Here is a 17,485-nt window from a genome sequence, read left to right as displayed (position 1 = left end):
CCCACTGCCTTTCACATCACGTCTCCCCGCGTGCGACGCGCGTCGTGGACCATGCGCCGTTCGCCGGGTTCGGTGCCACTGACCAGCTCGGGCTCGACAGGGAAGAAGATGTGGTGGGACGTCCTCCAGGAACGTGGGCCGCGCTCGCGCACCCTCTCGCACTCAGCGAGGTCGCTCACCACGGTGGCGCGTGCGGCGTCCACCACACTCCATCCGGAGCGAACGGCCCGATCGGCTGTGTCCGCCTGGAGGGCGATCACCGCACGGCCGATCGCGCCCGCAAGCTGTGACACTGCGGAAGTCCGCACCACCGCCAGGGAGTCGGCATACAGAGAGAAGGGGACCGGCAGCACTGCGGCAAGGGCGCGGGGCGTGTGGACGATTCGGCCGACGGGTGCCGTGGCCATGAGTCGCGGGCATTCCTGCCGGTCGATTTCTCGGACTCCGTGCATGGGATACACCACCGGGCAACTCTCCCTCGGCACAACTGCGGCGTGCTTCGTTCTGCAGGGGCGGAAGCGACGGTTTCCCGCCCATCGGTCCGGGTCCGCAGACGAGCGGACCCCTGCCGACGCCGACGGCTTCATCGCTCTCGACGCACGACGATCCGGCGCCCGCTGAGGCTGTCCGGATCGATGCGTACCCACATGTCACGCTCGCCGCCGGCCCAAGGGCCGCTGTAGGCCAGGGCGTTCAGCCGTCGCACGGTGCCGGGATCCGACACGGCCCGGGCCTGCCCCTGCAGCAGCACGCTCCAGCCCTGGCTGAGAGCTTCGTCGATCTGGTCGACCTCGAAGGCCACATGGGTGCCGACGGCCGTAGCGGGCGTCGCGTCAGGTGCCGTTCTGAAGGCAATCGCGCCATCGACGACGCTGTAGTTCAGGGGCACGATGAACGGGCCGGCCGGGGCGTCGATGGCGGCCCGGCCGACACCGTGCGTCGACAGTCGCGCCCAGCACTCCTCCTCGCTCAGTTCGATCAACTCGGGGTGGCGGGCTGCCCTCCCGATGCCGGGTGGGAGGTCCGCGTCGCAGCCGCGCAGAGCCGACAGGCGCATGTCCAGGGCGTCGGCGAGTCGGATCAGGACGCCGATGCCCGGCGCGGCGGTGGAGTTCTCCTCCAAGTAGCGGATGTACCCCGGGGCGCTGCCCACCCTGGCAGCCAGCTCCTCACGCGTGAGACCGAGTTCCTCGCGTCGTTGAGCTATGCAGCGCCCCACGTCGCCCTGTGGGCCGCCCACCGGTACGGCGCTCGCCTGCCGCGGTGCCTTGTCGGACATGGCTCTTCACTTCTCCCTGTCAGGACGTCCTGACCGTCCCTGCACCGTGCCGCGGCCCGCGAACGACAAGCCTGAGCGCGCCGGTGTCGGCAGCAAGCGAGAAGACATCTGGCGCCTCCTGGATCTCGTCCGGCGAGAAGGGGCCTGTGCGCGGGCTGGACGAGGGTGCCGTCCGCGTACGGGCGGGTGACCACGGTGACGCGGGCAGCGGCCGGGGCTCGTCCCTTCTCACCTAGAGCGGTCTCGTGATTCCAGCGTGCCTCAGCCCGACGCGCCCCACATGGGCCAGGTGGTCCCCATCGGCGGGCCACGCGGGGCCGTCAGGGGCAACCAGGCACTCAGAGCAGGAGAACCGGCTTCGCCCGTGTTCCGGCGCCCCGACCGCCGCCGTTCGGGCCGCGACGCGGCGGCCCTGCCTCGGGACGCGATGGAGCACCGCATGGCCCGGCACGTGCATGCGAAACGCACGAAGGCTGAGGGGCGGGCGTGATCCGATGCCGTAGACGCGACGACGTCGGTGGAACCCTCCTTGTCCCAGGTCATCAGGACGAAGACGACATCGCCCGTACATACCCTCGTCGGCTCCGCGAGTCGGAACCTCCGTCATGTCCGCCTCGACAGCGACACCGTCGGCACCAACGGTGCCGAGGCCTGGGAGAGCTCGCCGGTTCCGAGCGTCCAGATGCGTCCAGATGTGGTCCAGGAACGACGAGGCCGGCCCGGGGCGGAGCACCCGTTGTGGGTGCCGGCCTGCATCGCCTCGGCCGCCCGGTCACGAAGTCGGAGGTCAGGCGCTCACCGTCGGCAGCGCGGTCGCTGACCCCGGCCGGCTCCTGCCCCGTGAACCTCTGGCCTCAGCAGCCTCACGCACCGGTGTGTCCCGCGCTCGCGCCCTCTCGGCCCAGGAGCTCTCCGATCCGCGTTCACCCCGACGGCGCCGGCTCAGGAGGCACTGCCTCAAGGCGGAAGCCGTTGACGATGTCGGGCCGGATGCGCACGGTGCTGTTCGTCGATTGCCCCGCCCAAGAGGGCAGCCGTTCTGCGTAGCCATGCCCCTCCTCGGCATCAGCCACCGGGTACGCAAACCCGGTGACGACCACGCTCCATCCGAGGTGCGTTTCGGGATCGATGACGTCGGCCTCGTAGGCGACGACGGCGGGCGTGCCGGAATCCATCATCAGGGCGGTGAGGGTTGATCCGTCGTCGAGCCGCACCATGATGTCCTCGCCCTCCACCAGGTGAGTCACCGGGCGAACGGCAGGCAGGGCACGCTGGGTGAAGACGAGGCGTCCCATCGATACGGTGGCGAGCAGCCGAAGAGCCTCATCGCGGTCCAAGTCCCGCACGCGCCGGTCCTGCTGGGTGACGCGGTCATGGCCCACGGATCGTCCTGTGGCCTTGAGTGCCATCATCCGGCCCTTCTGCTCGGCCCCTCGCGCCTGGTGCCGTCGCGGCTTGATTCGTGGTCAGGGCTCTCAGGCGGCGCCGGGACTCGTCTTCGCTGCCGGCCGGGGTGTCCGACGACGGAGTCCCGGTGACTGACACTGTCGCCCCCAGCCACCCCGGCAGTCATGGGCCGATCGGGCTACGAGCGGGGCCGGTCGGCCTATACGCGACGGGCCACGCAACGCCACGGACTGACCCGATGCGCCCCGGAGCCGATCACGCCCGCATCCCACACACCGTAGTTGGCGCGGGCGCTCCGAGCGGTCGAGGTGGTGGGTTGCGTCCGCCTGGCTCTGGACGAGGTGACTGTCGGGTCGGCGGCCTGACACTCGACCGCTGCCGGGTGCTCTTGTCCCCCTCTTGAGACAATTCATACGGGGCAAGGCAGAGCGGACCGAGCACAGGGGCGCACATGTCCGACGCAGCGAGGCCAGCGGGCACCTCCACCGAGACGCCCATCCGGGTCTTCCTCCTGGACGACCACGAGGTCGTACGCCGGGGTCTGCACGACCTCCTGGACGCCGAGCCCGACATCGAGGTGGTCGGCGAGGCGTCGACCGCCGAGCAGGCGCTGACCCGCGGTACCGCGCTCCGCCCCCATGTGGCCGTGCTCGATGTACGGCTGCCCGACAGCGACGGCATCAGCGTCTGCCGGGAGCTTCGCTCGCGCATGCCGGAGCTGGCCTGCCTGATGCTGACGTCGTTCGACGACGAGGAGGCCCTGCTCGACGCGATCATGGCCGGCGCCGCCGGATACGTGCTCAAGCAGATCAAGGGCTCCGACCTGGTGTCGGCGGTGCGGACGGTCGCCTCGGGCCAGTCGATGCTCGACCCCGCGACAACGGCCAGGCTGATCCACTCATTGCGGGATCCGCAGACCGTGAAGCCGCCGCAGGACGCACGGCTGGAAGGGCTCACCGAGCGGGAGCGCTCGGTCCTGGACCTCATCGGCGACGGGCTCACCAACCGGCAGATCGCGAAAGAGCTCTATCTGTCCGAGAAGACGGTCAAGAACCACATCTCGCGGCTGCTGAGCAAGCTCGGCGTCGAGCGGCGTGTACAAGCGGCCGTCATCGCGGCAGAGGTACGCGAACACGACAAGGGCGAGCACTGAGGGCCTCGAGCGACCGTCCGGCCCGCTCCACGGCCGGGGTGATCGCGCGGCTCACTCCACAGCCGGAGTGATCGCCCGGCTCAGTCTGCAGGCCCGGTGAGCGGAACCCTCCACTCCAGCCTGGTGCCCCTGGTTCCCAGATCTCGCGTCGAGATCGACAGCTCGCCGCCGAGCCGCTCGGCGCGTTCGGAGAGGTTGCGCAGCCCGCTGCGCCTGCCGCCCTCAGGGATGCCGATCCCGTCATCGCTCACCGACACGGTCAGTACGCCGTCCGCGGCTGCGACGGCCACCTCGACGGAGGTGGCACGGGCGTGACGGGCCACATTGGCCAGAGCCTCCCCGATCACGGCGAGGACATCGTCGGCCACGGCGGGCGGCACCTCCGTGTCGATGAGGCCTTCCATACGCAGGGCCGGGGCGAATCCGAGCGCCGCCGCCGCCGCGTCGATGGCCTGTACGGCTCGCAGCCTCAGCTTCGGCACCCCCGGTACATCGCGCTCACGCAGGCCGAAGATCGTCGAGCGAATGATCTTGATGGTGGCGTCCAGGTCGTCGATCGCCCGCGCCAGTCGCTCGGCCGCCTGCGGGTGCTCGACGAAGCGCTGGGCGCTCTGCAGAGTCATACCGGTGGCGAAAAGCCGCTGGATCGCCAGATCGTGCAGGTCACGGGCGATGCGGTCATGGTCCTCGAGCAGACTCATCTGCTCCGCGTCGCGCCGCCGGTCGGCCAGTTCCAGCGCGAGGGCCGCCTGGCCGGCGAAGCCCGGCAGGGCGGCGACCTCAGCGGCAGCGAACGGCGGACGGCCACGGCGCCGGGCCAGCATCAGGACGCCGCTCAGCTTCTCCTTGGTACCGACGGTGACCGCGACAGCCGGTCCGAAGCCGACCCAGCGCTCCGCCTGTACCGTGACCCGCTCATCGGACTCGACGTCCTGCACCGAGACCAGTCCGTCCTCGGCGAGCGCCGCCGCGGCGAGGGTGCCCGCGCTGCTGGGCAGGACGATGCCCCGGTGTGCGTCGGCTCCCTCTCCCAGCGCCAGGGAGCCCCGCAGTTCGCCGTTCTGGCCGACCAGATAGAAAACGCCCACTTCGGCTCCGGTGATGTCACGGGACCGCTCCAGCATTCCTTCGAGCACCTCGGACTCGGCGGAGCCCGAGAGCAGCGCACTGGTGAAGTCCGAACTGGCGGCCAGCCAGCGTTCCCTGAGCCTGACCTCTTCGAAGAGGCGAGCGTTCTCGATGGCGATGCCGGCCGCGACGGCCAGCGTCGACAGGACGGCCTCGTCCTCGGCGTCGAAGTCCGACCCGCTCCTCTTCTCGGTCATGTAGAGGTTGCCGAACACATCGTCCCGAACCCGGATGGGTACGCCGAGGAAGGAGCGCATAGGAGGGTGATGGCGCGGGAACCCGTAAGAAGCAGGGTGCTCGGACAGTTCCGACAGCCTCAGCGGCTCGGGATGGCGGATCAGCTCGCCCAGGATGCCGTGCCCCGAGGGAAGTTCCCCGATCCGCGCGCGCAGCTCGTCGCTGATGCCCACCGTGAGGAACTGCGCGAGCTTCTTGTCGTCACCGATCACACCCAGGGCGCCGTACTCCGCGTCCACGAGAATCACGGCCGCCTCGACGATGCCGCGCAGCACCTGCGGCAGGTCGAGTTCCCGGCCCACCGACATGACCGCTTCCAACAGCCCTTTCAGCCGGTCCCGCGTGCCGCGGATCTCGTCCATGCGGGCCTGGAGTTCGTCGAGCAGCTCGTCCAGCCGCAGTCTCGGAACATGAGCGCCCGCGACGTCCGGACCGTCCCCGCCCATCAGTACCTCCGGCTACCCTGCGGGTCTCGGAGCCGGCCCGCACCTGCCACGGTAGCCGCCGGCTCCAGCCTGTTCCGGTCGGACACGGCCACCCGGCAGGCAGCGGACGCGGGAATCCCGGCGCCGGTGGTTCTGGACCTTGATTTTCCTGCCTCCTTGTGGAACCCGGACGCGAGAGACACCGGCGCCGTATCCGGCGAGAGCGCAGGGTGTGACAAGACCGATCTCCTCCCTGCCCAGGGGCAGGGAGTCCTGCACAGAGCGCTGCGAGCGCGAGCAGGGCCGAGGCGGAGGCGTACGCCTGATCGGCGGCGGTGGCGGCTTCACCTGACAGGGACGGTGATGACCGGGCAGTGCGCACGGTGCAGCAGCCCGTGCACCACCGACCCCAGCCGCATCCCCGTGTAGCCGCCGTCGCCCCTGCGGCCCACGATCACGGCCAACGCGTGGTCGGCAGCCCGGGCCAGTTCCTCGACCGGGTGTCCGACCGGCACTTCGTGCGTGAGCGCGACGTCCGGGTACTTCTCCGCCCAGCCGGCCACGGTCTCGGACAGCAGAGTCCGCTGGGTCCGCACGAGCGACGGCTCGTCCTTCGGGGAGAGGGCGGGCGGCTGCCACACCCACAGGGCGCGCAGGGCGGCGCCGCGCAGACTGGCCTCCCCGAAGGCCAGGGCCAGGGCCGCCTTCGAGGGCTCACTGCCGTCGACGCCCACGACGAGGTACAGGGGTTCCTGCGTCACATGCTCGGCGTCGCCCACCACCACGACCGGGCAGCGGGCCTGCGCCGATACCGGCACCACGAGGGAACCGGCGCTGAGGAACTCCTCCGTGCGGCTCAGATGCCGTGATCCGAGCACGATCATCCGTGCCCGGTCCGACAGCCGGATCAGGATCTGGGCGGGGCGGCCGTCGAGCACGTCCGTCGCCACTTCGACGTCAGCATGGCGCTCGCGTACCCAGGAGGCGGCCACCTCCAGGGCCCGCGCTCCGTCTTGCCGCTGCGCCATCATGTGTGGGGACGCATCGATGTGCTCGATGTGGTGCTGTGCGGGTACTGCCACCAGGCGGGTGCTGCCACCAGGAGCCGGAGTGGCAGTCTGCGGCGGTGGGCCTCGTCGGCTGCCCAGGCCAGCAGCATGTGGCAGTCCCTTGCCGGGTCGATGCCGACGAGGATCTCTCGCCCTTCGGCGCTGTTCGTCATGACTCGCCCCTGTGCTCGGTGTCGTTCCGCGGGATGAGCAGGACCGGGCACTCCGCGTGGTGCACGAGGCTGTGGGTGGCCCGCCCCAGCGTGCGGCCAATAAAGCCGGGCGAGCGTCGCCCACCCATGACCAGCAGGTCGGCGTGGCGCGAAGCCTCCACCAGCACCGCGGACACGGACATGCTCTTCGCCGCGTCCGCCTCCACGTTCAGGTCCGGGAACTCGTGGCGCACCTGCTCGGCGACAGCGGTCAGGCTGCGCTCGTGCTCGCCTGCGATGTCTTCGATGTCGTCGAGCATCGTCACGACGCTCCCCACGGACTGGAGCACGTTCCACACATGGAGCAGTCGCAGCGACGCCGTACGAAGCTCCGCCTCACGACCGCCGTAACGGGCACAGTCCAGGTCGTGCTCGTCGCGGACGGCGACGAGCACGACATCCGTATCGCTCCTGCCCTCCGCACCCCGGACGACGATCACAGGCGTCGTCGCCTCGGCCGCGACCTTGAGGCCGACGGAGCCGAGCATGAGGGAGTTGAACCCGCCCAGGCCGCGATTGCCGACGACGATAGTGCCGTAGCGGGCAGCGGCCCTGCGGAGACTGGGCACCGGGCCGCTGCGACTGAACTCCTTGGTCACGCGCAGGTCCGGGTGCTGCTCGGTCACGGCCTGGGCCGTGTCGTCGAGGAGTTCACGCCCCGTCCGGCGCACGCGCTCGATGGTCTCCACGGAGACGTACAGTGCCCGGCTGTCCGTGTCGGCCCCGTGGACGAGGTGCAGGGCGGTCCCCCGGCGCACCGCTTCCTGCGCGGCCCACAGGGCTGCCCTGTGTGCGGGCTTGGATCCGTCGATTCCGACGATGACGGAGCCCCGTTCCGGACCGGTCACGTCGACTTCCATGACGCCTCCTCACCGAGACACATCGGGGTGCGGTTCTCACGTTGGCACCAGGGCCGTCGGCGGGGAGGGGCCGCAGGGGTCCGTCCGGGGGGCCAATGGTCCCGCGTACGGTCCGGCACCGGTCGGCAGTGAGTCAGGCGGGTCCGGTCTGCCGGTCGATCTCTCACCGCTTCCGTAAGGACCGTGGCGCCCCCGGCCGCCGAAGAAGCCCCACCGGCCTCCTTCAGGGCCGGTCGGCCCCGCAAGAGGCCCTCCTGGCCCATCCCCGGACCACAGCGATGGGCGGACCCTGAGATCACCGCACCTCCGCCGAGGAGATGACCGTCATGGCGACGACCCACATCACCGCCGGCCTGGACGGCTCCCGTGAGAGCGCCACCGCCGCCCGCTGGACCGCCCGGGAGGCGGAGCTCAGGGGCATCGCCCTGAACCTCGTTCACGTCGACGAGGGGCCGGATCAACGCCCGCCGCCGCCAGACCCACGCCCCGAGATCACCCGCCGCTCGGACGGGACACTCCTACGCGACGCCACCCAGGACCTGCACCGCCTGCACCCGGATCTCGAGATCACCACCCAGAGCCTGCGAGCCGTCCCCTGCGAGACGCTGTGCGACGCCGCCGACACCTCCGCCATGCCCGTGCCGGGCTCCCGGGGCCTTGGCACCATCGCCGACCACGACGGGCCCGTCGGCTCGGTCGCAGCCGCCACCATCGCCGGCACCCAGCAGCCCGTCGTGCCCGGACGGGCCGCCGACACCGACCCCGCCGACGGGCCCGTCGTGGTCGGCGTGGACATCCACCAGCGCTGCGACAAGCTCCTCGCCTTTGTCTTCGACGAGACGTCGCGCCGGTCCTGCACCCTCCGCGTGGTGTACGGAGGGTCCATGACGCCGGTCTGCAGCCGAGCGCGGACACTCACCCCCGGTATCCACGAGCAGATCAGGCACGGTATCGCCACCCTCATGGGCGAGACGCTGAACCCGTGGCGCGACAAGTACCCCTCGGTGGAGGTGAATCCGACCCACCCCTTGCGCCGGGCCGCCATCCAGGTGTGCGACGCCTCGTCCGACGCCGCCCTGGCCGTCGTCGGCAGGCGCATCCGCGCGGCCGCCGCGTCAGGCACCCCTGTCGGTGCGATCACCCACGCCCTTCTCCACCACTCCGCCGCCCCGGTCGCCGTCATCGCCCACGACTGAGGCACATACAGACAGGACCCGGCCATGTCCGCACAGCCCCTCGAACCGGCAGCCGCGGTGTCGCTGATCGAGGACGCCGTCACCGCTCCGTCCATGCATAACGCCCAGCCCTGGAGGTTCGTCTTCCGGCCGAGCAGTGGCACCGTCGAGCTGTACGGCGACTCCACACGCGCCATGCCGCACAGCGATCCGAACCACCGGGCGCTCCATCTGGGCTGCGCCGCCGCCCTGTTCAATCTGCGGGTAGCGGCCGTCCACGCGGGACGGGAGCCGGTCGTCCGCCTCCTGCCCGATCCGCACGACCCGTGGTTCCTGGCCGAGGTACACCTCCGGGGAACAACCGCGGACCCCGAGGCTCGCCTCGCGCTCTTCCACCCTGCCCTGCGCCGCCGGCACACCAGCCGCTTCCCCTTCACGGACGAGGAGATCCCGGCCCCCATCCTGGACGGCCTGCGTGCCGTCGCCCTCCTCGAAGAGTGCAAGCTGATGCTGCCGGACGCCTGGCACACCGAGGCCGTTCTGGATCTCGTTCACGACTCCGAGAACCGAGAAGGATCAAGTCCCGCGGTGCGCGAGGAGACCGCCTCCTGGACCCGCACCGGCGCCCCGGGTGAGGGCCCGGCCACGGAGGGCATCCCCGAATACGCCTTCGGTCCCCGCCAGTCCGGAATGAGTGCCCCCGTAAGAGACTTCGGCTCATGGCGCCCCGCCGTGGCTCGCGACTCCGCTGTCTTCGAGAAGCATCCGCACATCGCCCTGCTCGGCACGTCGGGCGACACCCCGACGGACTGGATGAAGGCCGGCCAGGCCCTGCAGCGCATCCTGCTCCAGGCCACCCTGGACGGCCTCGTCACCTCGATGACCTCCCAGCCCCTGGAGTGGCCCGAACTGCGCTGGGCGGTCCGCGACCCGAGCGACGCGATGGGCCACGTCCACATGGTCATCCGCCTCGGCTACGGCCCCCAGGGTCCGGCGACGCCCCGGCGGCCCGCGCAGGACGTGCTCACGGTTGTGTGAATCCGGTATCCGGAGTTCAACGCGACGCGGCGGGGAGGGTGAGACCGATCAACGGGCCGGAACCGGCGGCGCGGGCAGCCGGTGCAAGGGGAGCGAAGATCTTGGCGCCGATCATCGGCCCCGGACCGATCAGCACGGCGTCGGACCGATCAGCACCGCGTCCGACAACCCGAGGCCACGCTCGAGTGCGTCCGGCACTCCGGAAGCGTGTGGGGGTGTGCCGCTCAACGTCGTCGCTCCTCGCCGGCCGCGGGTTCGTGTCTGGCAGTCCGCGCAGACGACAGCGCATCGAACTGAACGGTCCGTGCGGCATCCCGGACGCTGTTCCTCTCTGGGGCCGGGCCTCAGATCCAGGAGCTCGTGCTCGCGCGGGGACCCTGTTTCGCCGCGGGGACCCTGTTTCGCATGGACTGCTGGCAAGCGTCCGCAGGTGGTGTCTGCCTTCACGAGGCTGACATGTCCAACCACCCGGATCGAGCTGTGCCGGGGGCGCGGCCGGTCAGCGGCGCGACGGCTTCCATGTCGCCGTAGGCCATCTGTTGCATCTGCCCGGCGAGGTCGCTCAACGCCCGGCTCGCGGCGAGTTCGTCGCCGATCTCCGGGACGTCCGTGTCGGAAGCTGCGCAACGGGCGAGACCGTGACCGGTGTACGTGGCGACACCTGTGTCGAGTTTCAGACGGGCCTTCGTCTCGCCGTCCTCCTCGAACAGGTACAGCCGCAGCTTCCATTCCAACGTGCGTGACATGGGGTGCCTCCCAGGCTATGGCGTGCTCCGTGGGGCGCGGATTCACTCAGGGCCGGTAGGGCATCGGCCGGCCGGACGGCGCGGGCAGGTCCAGCGGAGCGGGCCTGTGGGGCTGCTCCGGTCGGGTCTGGATCCGCATGCGCTGCATCGTCGTCACCTCGTCGGGCCGGCGGATCCATGAGCGGCGTCCGGCTTCCACTCTCACACAACGGAGGGGTTGCGCCGCAGTGCCGAGGGGGCCAGTGGCAGGGGCCGAGTGGGCCCGTACCTGTCAGGGTCCGCCCGGCCTGCTTGGTCTTCGGGGCGCTCCGAGCAGCTGGAGACTGTGACCGCACATGTACGGAGGCGACTCCGTCGCAGGGGCGAGGTGGTCCGGGCGGCCGCCCTCTGTGCACTGCGGGTCGCTACGCCTGGGCCGGAGGCAGCCGGAACCAACGCTGCTTTCCCGAGGCCACTCTCGCTGTTCGGTCGCCCGGCAGTACGAGGTCGACGGGGGGTCCGTGCGGCGAATCGGGCACACTGATCCCGAACCGGCCCGGCAGGAAGCGGACACGGATACCCCGATGCCCCCGGTAACAGAAAGTGAAGGTCGAACGGGGTACTTCGCCGAACGGAACGGGGTCGATACGGAGTCCGTCCTCGCATGCCTCCAGACCCACGACGACACGCTCGACCAGGTCGAGGGTGCCGCCCATGGCGCCCAGATGAATGCCTTCGCCGGTCGTACCGCCCTGGATGTCGGTGACATCGCTCAGCTGGGCCTCCTGGCAGAGCGGCCAGGCGTCCGTGCCCCTCTGCCGGGCGAGGACCCAGCCGTGCACGAGACTGCTGAGAGTCGAGCCGTGGCTGGTCCGTGCGAGGTAGTAGGAGACGGTCGCACGCCACGTGTCGTCGTCGAGGGGATAACCGAGCTGGGCGAAGATCTCGTACAGCTCGGCAGGCCGGAAGAGGTAGCCGAGCATGAGGGTGTCGGCCTGTTTGGAGGCCTGGTAGGCATTGACCGTGTCGGCCTCGGCTTCGAGGATGCGGTCCAGGCGGCGGATGTCGTGATAGCGGGCCCGGTAGGCGTCCCAGTCGAGTTCGGCCAGGTCCCCGTAACCTTCGAACTGGCTGATGATTCCGTTGTGGAAGGGCACGTACATCCGGCGTGAGATCTCCCGCCACCGGTCGAGATCCTCACGGCCGACGCCCAGCTCCGTGATCAGCTCACGGCGCCGGACGGGCGGCAGCTCCTCGTACAGGTCGAGGGCGCGGGCAAGCACCCAGGCGGCGGTGACGTTGGTGTAGGCGTTGTCGTCGATCCCGGACGTGGTGGCGTCCGGGTAGGCGTCGTGGTACTCGTCAGGGCCCAGGACTCCCCGGATCCGGTAGCGCCGCAGGCCGGGGTCGTACGCGGCGGCGCCGGCCCAATAGTGGGCGATGTGCAGCAGGAGTTCGGCGCCGGGCCCGTGCGTGAACCCGGTGTCGCCCGTGGTTCGGCCGTAGCGCCAGACGTTCCAGGCGATGGCCGATCCGACGTGGCGCTGCAGATGCGAGTGGTCGGGCAGCCATCTGCCGGACCGGGGGTTGAGGTGCAGCGTCTGCGTCTCCTCGCGGCCCGAACTCCCGCTCTGCCAGGGAAACATGGCGCCGGCGAAACCAGCCCGGAGCGCAGTGTCGCGGGCCGCCGGCAACCGGCGGTGGCGATACATGAGCAGGGAGCGCGCGACCTCCGGGAAGTGCAGGGTGACGTAGGGCAGGACGAAGAGCTCGTCCCAGAAGACGTGTCCCCGGTAGGCCTCCCCGTGCAGTCCCCGGGCGGGCACGCCCACGTCGAGCTCGGTGGTGAGCGGGGAGAGCGTCTGCAGGACGTGGAAGGCGTGCAGGCGCAGGATGTGCCCCGTCTCCCCGGGAACCTCCAACTCCCCCTCGGTCCAGAGTCGTTCCCACGCAGCATGCTGCGTGGTGAGCAGTGCGGGGAAATACGGTGCTCGCGAGGCGCGGTCGACGGCCGTGCGCAGGGGCTCCGCCACGGGCCGGTCCAGCGATGTCCGTAGAGCGGCGGTCTTCACGACCACGACGGGCCTTTCCCGGGAGATCGGCAGGCTGAGTGTCTGGACGGCGGCCGTGCGGGTGCAGGACACCGCCACGGGGCCGACGGGCCGCGAGGAGACGCGTACCGCGACTCCGATCCGGACCCGGGACGAGGTCGTCGCGCAACCCAGCCACGCGACTCCTTCCGGCTCGACACCGGCCTGCTGGCCGGTCAGATGACGGCCGTCGAGATCGCGGTAGCGTTCGACACCGTCATTCTCGATGTCTCCGTCGAGGACGGATTCGACGACGAGAGTGCCGCGCCATCCATAGGCGCGGAACACCGTCCGCTGGGCGGCCAAGTGCGGGTCGTTCATGTGGACGAGGCGCGTGTGCGTGACACCCAGCCGCCGGCCGTGCGCGTCCTGGAAGAGCATGTGGCGCGTAAGGGTGCCGTGACGCAGGTCCAGAGAAACCCCGTATCGGCGCAGGGTGGCATCGTCAGGTGTCAGCCACTCGCCCGGTGATCCGCCCTCCGGCAGACAGCGATATCGCAACGCCGTCCAGTCGGGCAGCCTGACCATGTCCTCGTTGGTGATCCGGGCGCCTGCCACGGTCGAGACGAGTTGGTTGTAACAGCCCGCGAGGTAGGTACCCGGGGCGTGGACCGCGTCGGGAACGGCCTCGGGTGCCGATCCCCGCGTGGCGAACCGGCCGTTGCCGAGCGTGCACAGGCTCTCGACGACCCGTTCCGTTTCGGGGTCGTACCTGCTGAACTCCCATGTCCACGAGGTGGTCATGGCCCGTGTCCGCGGAGTACAGAGGGCAGTGCGCGCAGGTCGGAGAGCACAAGGTCCGCCCCTGCCGAGCGCAGGGAGTCGGCCATGTGCGCGGCGGGCGACCGGTCGATGCCGACGACCAGGCCGAAGCCGCCCCGCCTGCCTGCCCCGGCTCCGGCGATCGCGTCCTCCACCACCGCCGTGTCCGCGGGGAGGGCACCCAGTCGCCCAGCCGCTTCGAGGAAGAGCGCGGGATCGGGCTTGCCGGCCAGGCCGAGACGCGCCGCGTCCTCACCGTCGACCAGCGCGTCGAAGAGGCCCACCAGGGCGGCGGACTCCAGAAGTGCGCGGGCGTGCCGGGACGCGGACACCGCCGCACGACGCACGCCCCTCGCCTTCAACTCGCCCAGGGCGGGGCGGACATCGGGGAACGCCTCGACGGCCCGGGACGTGAGGGTCTCGGAGAAGATCTGCTCCTTGCGCGCGGCGACCGCCCAGACCGTGCCGCATCCCGGCGTGTTCCCGCGCTCGCCCGGGGGCAGACCGATCCCCCGGGCACTCAGGAAGGCCAGGGCGCCGTCGTAGCGGGGCTTCCCGTCGACCAGCTCCCGGTACTCACGATCCGCGTCGAAGGGGCACAGCTCGGTGCCACCGACGGCCCAGGCATCAAGGCAGCCGTCGAAGGCGGTCTTCCACGCGCTCGCGTGCAGCACCGCGGAATCGAGCAGCACTCCGTCGGTGTCGAAGACGACGGCGCCGACCGGATTCACCGGTGCACCACGCGGCGGCCGCTGATGCGGACGGGCGTGACCGACATCCAGTGCGTGCGGTCCTCACCCGCCCAAGGCAGGGAGCGCGCGGCGGTCTCCAGTCGCCCGATGGCCTCGCCGTCGGTGACGCCGATGAGTTCACCCACCGTCAGGACGCTCCAGCCCTGCTTCATCGCGTCGTCGATGTGATCGACCTCGAAGGCCACCTCCGTACCAGCCGCCCGGATGAGCAGCGCTTCACCGGAGGTCCGGAAGGCGATGTCCTCACCGGCCACGACGTAGTTGACCGGGAGGACCGCGGGGCCCTCAGGAGTGAAGACCGCGACGCGTCCGACGCCGTGCGTCGACAGCAGCCGACGGCACTCCTGAGGGCTCAGCGTGACCAGTTCGGAGTCCCGCTGTGCGCTGCCCCTGCCGGGCGGTTGGTCGACCGTGGCGCCGACCAGCTCGGCAACGGTGGTATCGAGCGCGTCGGCGAGCCGGACGAGCGAGCCGATTCCGGGGTGGGAGGTCCGCTCTTCCAAGTAGGCGATGTACGAGGCGTCCGCCCCACAGCGGTTGCCCACCTGCTCCCGGGTCAGTCCGAGTGCTGCCCGCCTGGCGGCGATGCGGCGGCCCAGGTCCGTGATTCCCGTTTGCTGGGCGGGCTTGGGCGCTGTGCTGGGCATGATGATCACTTCCCCGGGGTCTGCACGGTCACGGTGTTGTGCTGGGGGCCGCCCAGCACCACCTTGAGGGCTCCGGTCCCGGCGGCACGCGAGAAGACGTCGTAGGCCTCCTCCATCTGCCCGAGTTCGAAGCGGTGGGTCACCAGCGAAGCGGCAGGGAGCCGACCGGCGGCCATCATTTTCAGCAGCATGGGCGTCGAGTAGGTGTCGACGAGCCCGGTCGTGAGGGTGACGTCCTTGATCCAGAGGTCCTCGAGGTGGAGGGTCGCGGGCTTGCCGTGGACTCCGACGTTGGCGACATGGCCACCGGGGCGGACCATGCGCGTGCATGTCTCGAAGGCTTCGGGCACACCGACGGCCTCGATGACCACGTCGCCGCCGAGCCCGTCGGTCAGGTCCTCGACCAGTTGCTCGGGCTCCTCGTCCGCGCTCGCCGTGGCGTCGGCGCCGAGCGCGCGGGCGGCAGCCAGCCGGGATTCGTCGAGGTCGACGGCGATGATCCGGCCGGGGCTGTAGAGCTGCGCGGTGGCGATGGCGGCCAGGCCGATGGGGCCGGCACCGACCACGACGACCGTGTCGCCGGGTTGGACCTCGCCGTTCAGCACGCCCACCTCGTAGGAGGTGGGGAAAATGTCGGCGAGCAGTACGGCGTCGTAGCTGTCGACGGCACTGGGGAGCGGGTGCACGGACAGGTCGGCGAAGGGCACGGTGACGTATTCGGCCTGGGTGCCGTCGATGGTGTGGCCGAGGACCCAGCCGCCGCCTCCCCGGCACTGGCCGTAGCGGCCCTCCCGGCAGAACCGGCAACGGCCGCAAGAGGTGATGCAGGAGATCAGGACCCGGTCGCCGGGTCGGACGGTGCGGACGTCGCCGCCGGTCTCGACGACGGTGCCGACCGCCTCATGGCCCAGGACGCGGCCCGGGCTCACCTCGGGCACGTCACCCTTGACGATGTGCAGGTCGGTGCCGCAGATGGTGACGGCGTCGACGCGGATCACCGCGTCGGCGGGGTCCTTGATACTCGGATCCGGAACGTCCTGCCAGGTGGTCTGTCCCGGGCCGTGGAAGACAAGCGCCTTCATGACGTCGCCCCTCTGTTCCTGTCTCGTCCAGTACGGGTCACCCTCAGGCTGGCCCGGCGAGTCCGTGGTGCGCATGGGCCGGACGGTCCCCAGCCAAGGCCTGACGGACCCTCCCGGCATCGCGGTCCGGGGTGGATGGTGGAGGCAGCGACCGGACCCCTCCGGGACCGCATCGACCGCGAACCGGACTGCACCGCCGTCGTACCCCGCACGGAGGGGGAGGCCGCCTTGGTCCGGCGAAGCGGGCCGGTCGGCCCCTGTGGACAGCCGCGCTCTCGGCGCGAGCGTCCCCGGCGCTGAGGAAGGCGCCGGGGTTGTCGGCGCAGACCAGCGCCGGGAGCCGAACTTGCTCACGCAGACGACGAACCGGGGTCCTCACACAGTCACTGGGGCCTGGCGCGGGCCACGAGCAGCGGCTGGAAGAAGCCGGTCTCCTCCGGCATCCGCCACCCGACGTCGCCGAACCCGGCCTCGACTGCGAGGCCGGCCAGCCGGTCCCGGCCCAGGGCCCAGTACGAGGTCCGGCGGACCTTGACGCGCCATTCCCCGTCTGCCGGAAGGAGTTGGAAGTGCTCCAGGTCGTAGTGCTCGCCGTCGTCGTGCCAGTGCCAGAGCTGGAAGGTGACGGTTCGTGCTCCGTCTTCAGCACGGTCGCCGATCTCGTGAACTTGTGGAGGCGTCGAAGCCGGGCGGTCACGCACCAGGTCGTCATAGGGGCGCGTGCTGACCAGCAGCCGGCCACCGGGGCGCAGCACGCGGCGCATCTCGGCCAGGGCGGCGCGCACATCCCGCTCTGTCAGCAGGTGAGGCAGAGAGTTGTCGGCGCACACGACGGCGTCGAACTGGTCATCGGGAAACGGGAGGCTTCGCATATCGGCGGCGGCCGTGCACAGGCTCAGGCTCCGGCGAGCGGCCTCCCGAGCGGCGCGAACGGCGGCCCGGGGGCTGAGGTCGGTCCCGGTGACGCGGTGCCCGCGCAGCGCCAGGCCGATGGCTTGCGTTCCGATCCCGCAGGAACAGTCGAGCACCGCCGCACGATCCTGGCCGATCTGGGCGTCCAGAGCGTCTCCCTGCCGTCGGATGCTCGCGTCCCAGTCCGGATAGATCAGGTGGTAGTCGTCAGCGAGCTCGTCATAGAAGTGCCCCACCGATGTCTCAGACATGGCCCGAGATTAACGCGCCGTCCCCCACCGGGGCCCGGGCGCCCAGTGAGCAGGCGGTCCAGCTCCCAGACGGGCAGGCGGGTCCCCTCGTTGAAGTCCGCGATACCAGGGCCCCGTGTCTCGGTTCACGTTCGGCAGCAGCGTCTGGGTCTCGGCGTAGCAGTGGCGCGACGGTTCGGCTTCAGCGGCCGCTGCTCCTGCCTATTCACACCGCTCCCACCAGCACGCATATCGGACGCCGTCCGATACGTGCTCACGTGAGGTCGACTTCGGCAAGATCAAGACAGTTCGGGCGACCGCC

16 protein-coding genes are annotated in these 17,485 nt (G+C 70.5%); 3 read left to right on the top strand and 13 right to left on the bottom strand.

Annotated elements, in window-relative coordinates; translation table 11 throughout:
* Window positions 1-11 precede the first annotated feature (11 nt).
* The 3 genes from OHO83_RS43525 to OHO83_RS43515 form a co-directional block, all read right to left on the bottom strand.
* Window positions 12-452 (bottom strand): pyridoxamine 5'-phosphate oxidase family protein, encoded by a 441-nt coding sequence (locus OHO83_RS43525; RefSeq protein WP_323187155.1) that lies wholly within the window; start codon window positions 450-452, stop codon window positions 12-14.
* A 131-nt stretch (window positions 453-583) separates the two neighbouring features.
* Window positions 584-1,279 (bottom strand): helix-turn-helix domain-containing protein, encoded by a 696-nt coding sequence (locus tag OHO83_RS43520; RefSeq protein ID WP_266680891.1) that lies wholly within the window; start codon window positions 1,277-1,279, stop codon window positions 584-586.
* Between the two features lie 923 nt (window positions 1,280-2,202).
* Window positions 2,203-2,688 carry a pyridoxamine 5'-phosphate oxidase family protein gene (locus OHO83_RS43515; RefSeq protein ID WP_406517549.1) on the bottom strand — a complete coding sequence of 162 codons (486 nt, stop codon included), beginning with the start codon at window positions 2,686-2,688 and terminating at the stop codon, window positions 2,203-2,205.
* Window positions 2,689-3,137: 449 nt separating this feature from the next.
* On the opposite strand from OHO83_RS43515, the gene OHO83_RS43510 reads away from it, so the two are divergent.
* On the top strand, window positions 3,138-3,839 hold the full coding sequence (locus OHO83_RS43510; protein WP_266680887.1) for a response regulator: 702 nt from the start codon (window positions 3,138-3,140) through the stop codon (window positions 3,837-3,839).
* Between the two features lie 80 nt (window positions 3,840-3,919).
* Here OHO83_RS43510 and OHO83_RS43505 read toward each other — a convergent pair whose 3' ends face one another.
* The 4 genes from OHO83_RS43505 to OHO83_RS43490 all read right to left on the bottom strand — a co-directional run bounded on the left by OHO83_RS43505 (window position 3,920) and on the right by OHO83_RS43490 (window position 7,750).
* Entirely contained in the window at window positions 3,920-5,650 is a 1,731-nt protein-coding gene (locus tag OHO83_RS43505) for a sensor histidine kinase (protein WP_330280669.1), read from the bottom strand.
* 323 nt (window positions 5,651-5,973) lie between these two features.
* A complete protein-coding gene (locus OHO83_RS43500; RefSeq protein WP_443066083.1) occupies window positions 5,974-6,711 on the bottom strand; it encodes a universal stress protein in 738 nt (245 codons plus the stop codon).
* Window positions 6,657-6,851, bottom strand: coding sequence for a universal stress protein (locus OHO83_RS43495; protein WP_266680883.1), 195 nt, complete (start codon window positions 6,849-6,851; stop codon window positions 6,657-6,659). Before OHO83_RS43495 ends, OHO83_RS43500 begins: the two co-directional genes overlap by 55 nt.
* Entirely contained in the window at window positions 6,848-7,750 is a 903-nt protein-coding gene (locus tag OHO83_RS43490) for a universal stress protein (RefSeq protein WP_266680881.1), read from the bottom strand. Before OHO83_RS43490 ends, OHO83_RS43495 begins: the two co-directional genes overlap by 4 nt.
* A gap of 326 nt (window positions 7,751-8,076) precedes the next feature.
* Between OHO83_RS43490 and OHO83_RS43485 the strand changes: the two genes are divergently transcribed.
* Window positions 8,077-8,946 (top strand): universal stress protein, encoded by an 870-nt coding sequence (locus tag OHO83_RS43485; RefSeq protein WP_266680879.1) that lies wholly within the window; start codon window positions 8,077-8,079, stop codon window positions 8,944-8,946.
* A gap of 24 nt (window positions 8,947-8,970) precedes the next feature.
* The gene (locus OHO83_RS43480) at window positions 8,971-9,963 is read left to right on the top strand and encodes an Acg family FMN-binding oxidoreductase (protein WP_266680877.1); all 993 of its coding nucleotides are present in this window, start codon (window positions 8,971-8,973) and stop codon (window positions 9,961-9,963) included.
* A 443-nt stretch (window positions 9,964-10,406) separates the two neighbouring features.
* Here the strand turns inward: OHO83_RS43480 and OHO83_RS43475 are convergent, their stop codons facing one another.
* The 6 genes from OHO83_RS43475 to OHO83_RS43450 form a co-directional block, all read right to left on the bottom strand.
* The gene (locus tag OHO83_RS43475) at window positions 10,407-10,709 is read right to left on the bottom strand and encodes a DUF1876 domain-containing protein (RefSeq protein ID WP_266680875.1); all 303 of its coding nucleotides are present in this window, start codon (window positions 10,707-10,709) and stop codon (window positions 10,407-10,409) included.
* A 404-nt stretch (window positions 10,710-11,113) separates the two neighbouring features.
* Window positions 11,114-13,522, bottom strand: coding sequence for a glycoside hydrolase family 65 protein (locus OHO83_RS43470; RefSeq protein ID WP_266680873.1), 2,409 nt, complete (start codon window positions 13,520-13,522; stop codon window positions 11,114-11,116).
* Complete coding sequence (locus OHO83_RS43465) at window positions 13,519-14,271, bottom strand: HAD family hydrolase (RefSeq protein WP_266680871.1); 753 nt, start codon at window positions 14,269-14,271, stop codon at window positions 13,519-13,521. Before OHO83_RS43465 ends, OHO83_RS43470 begins: the two co-directional genes overlap by 4 nt.
* Window positions 14,268-14,939: a helix-turn-helix domain-containing protein gene (locus OHO83_RS43460; protein WP_266680869.1), complete on the bottom strand. Its 672-nt coding sequence runs from the start codon at window positions 14,937-14,939 to the stop codon at window positions 14,268-14,270. The genes OHO83_RS43465 and OHO83_RS43460 overlap by 4 nt, the downstream gene beginning before the upstream one ends.
* 5 nt (window positions 14,940-14,944) lie before the next feature.
* Complete coding sequence (locus OHO83_RS43455) at window positions 14,945-16,021, bottom strand: zinc-dependent alcohol dehydrogenase family protein (protein WP_266681783.1); 1,077 nt, start codon at window positions 16,019-16,021, stop codon at window positions 14,945-14,947.
* A gap of 383 nt (window positions 16,022-16,404) precedes the next feature.
* Window positions 16,405-17,184 (bottom strand): class I SAM-dependent methyltransferase, encoded by a 780-nt coding sequence (locus OHO83_RS43450; RefSeq protein ID WP_266680867.1) that lies wholly within the window; start codon window positions 17,182-17,184, stop codon window positions 16,405-16,407.
* Window positions 17,185-17,485 lie beyond the last annotated feature (301 nt).

Source organism: Streptomyces sp. NBC_00569 (genome assembly GCF_036345255.1).
Lineage (GTDB): Bacteria > Actinomycetota > Actinomycetes > Streptomycetales > Streptomycetaceae > Streptomyces.
This window is presented reverse-complemented; position numbering and strand designations above follow the sequence as displayed.

What these genes read in the sequence shown, in the direction of transcription:
- OHO83_RS43495 (WP_266680883.1), bottom strand. Translation starts at nt 6,851, where the DNA reads ATGACGAACAGCGCCGAAGGGCGAGAGATCCTCGTCGGCATCGACCCG.
- OHO83_RS43510 (WP_266680887.1), top strand. Translation starts at nt 3,138, where the DNA reads ATGTCCGACGCAGCGAGGCCAGCGGGCACCTCCACCGAGACGCCCATC.
- OHO83_RS43490 (WP_266680881.1), bottom strand. Translation starts at nt 7,750, where the DNA reads ATGGAAGTCGACGTGACCGGTCCGGAACGGGGCTCCGTCATCGTCGGA.
- OHO83_RS43475 (WP_266680875.1), bottom strand. Translation starts at nt 10,709, where the DNA reads ATGTCACGCACGTTGGAATGGAAGCTGCGGCTGTACCTGTTCGAGGAG.
- OHO83_RS43485 (WP_266680879.1), top strand. Translation starts at nt 8,077, where the DNA reads ATGGCGACGACCCACATCACCGCCGGCCTGGACGGCTCCCGTGAGAGC.
- OHO83_RS43505 (WP_330280669.1), bottom strand. Translation starts at nt 5,650, where the DNA reads ATGGGCGGGGACGGTCCGGACGTCGCGGGCGCTCATGTTCCGAGACTG.
- OHO83_RS43525 (WP_323187155.1), bottom strand. Translation starts at nt 452, where the DNA reads ATGCACGGAGTCCGAGAAATCGACCGGCAGGAATGCCCGCGACTCATG.
- OHO83_RS43520 (WP_266680891.1), bottom strand. Translation starts at nt 1,279, where the DNA reads ATGTCCGACAAGGCACCGCGGCAGGCGAGCGCCGTACCGGTGGGCGGC.
- OHO83_RS43515 (WP_406517549.1), bottom strand. Translation starts at nt 2,688, where the DNA reads ATGGCACTCAAGGCCACAGGACGATCCGTGGGCCATGACCGCGTCACC.
- OHO83_RS43460 (WP_266680869.1), bottom strand. Translation starts at nt 14,939, where the DNA reads ATGCCCAGCACAGCGCCCAAGCCCGCCCAGCAAACGGGAATCACGGAC.
- OHO83_RS43480 (WP_266680877.1), top strand. Translation starts at nt 8,971, where the DNA reads ATGTCCGCACAGCCCCTCGAACCGGCAGCCGCGGTGTCGCTGATCGAG.
- OHO83_RS43455 (WP_266681783.1), bottom strand. Translation starts at nt 16,021, where the DNA reads ATGAAGGCGCTTGTCTTCCACGGCCCGGGACAGACCACCTGGCAGGAC.
- OHO83_RS43450 (WP_266680867.1), bottom strand. Translation starts at nt 17,184, where the DNA reads ATGTCTGAGACATCGGTGGGGCACTTCTATGACGAGCTCGCTGACGAC.
- OHO83_RS43470 (WP_266680873.1), bottom strand. Translation starts at nt 13,522, where the DNA reads ATGACCACCTCGTGGACATGGGAGTTCAGCAGGTACGACCCCGAAACG.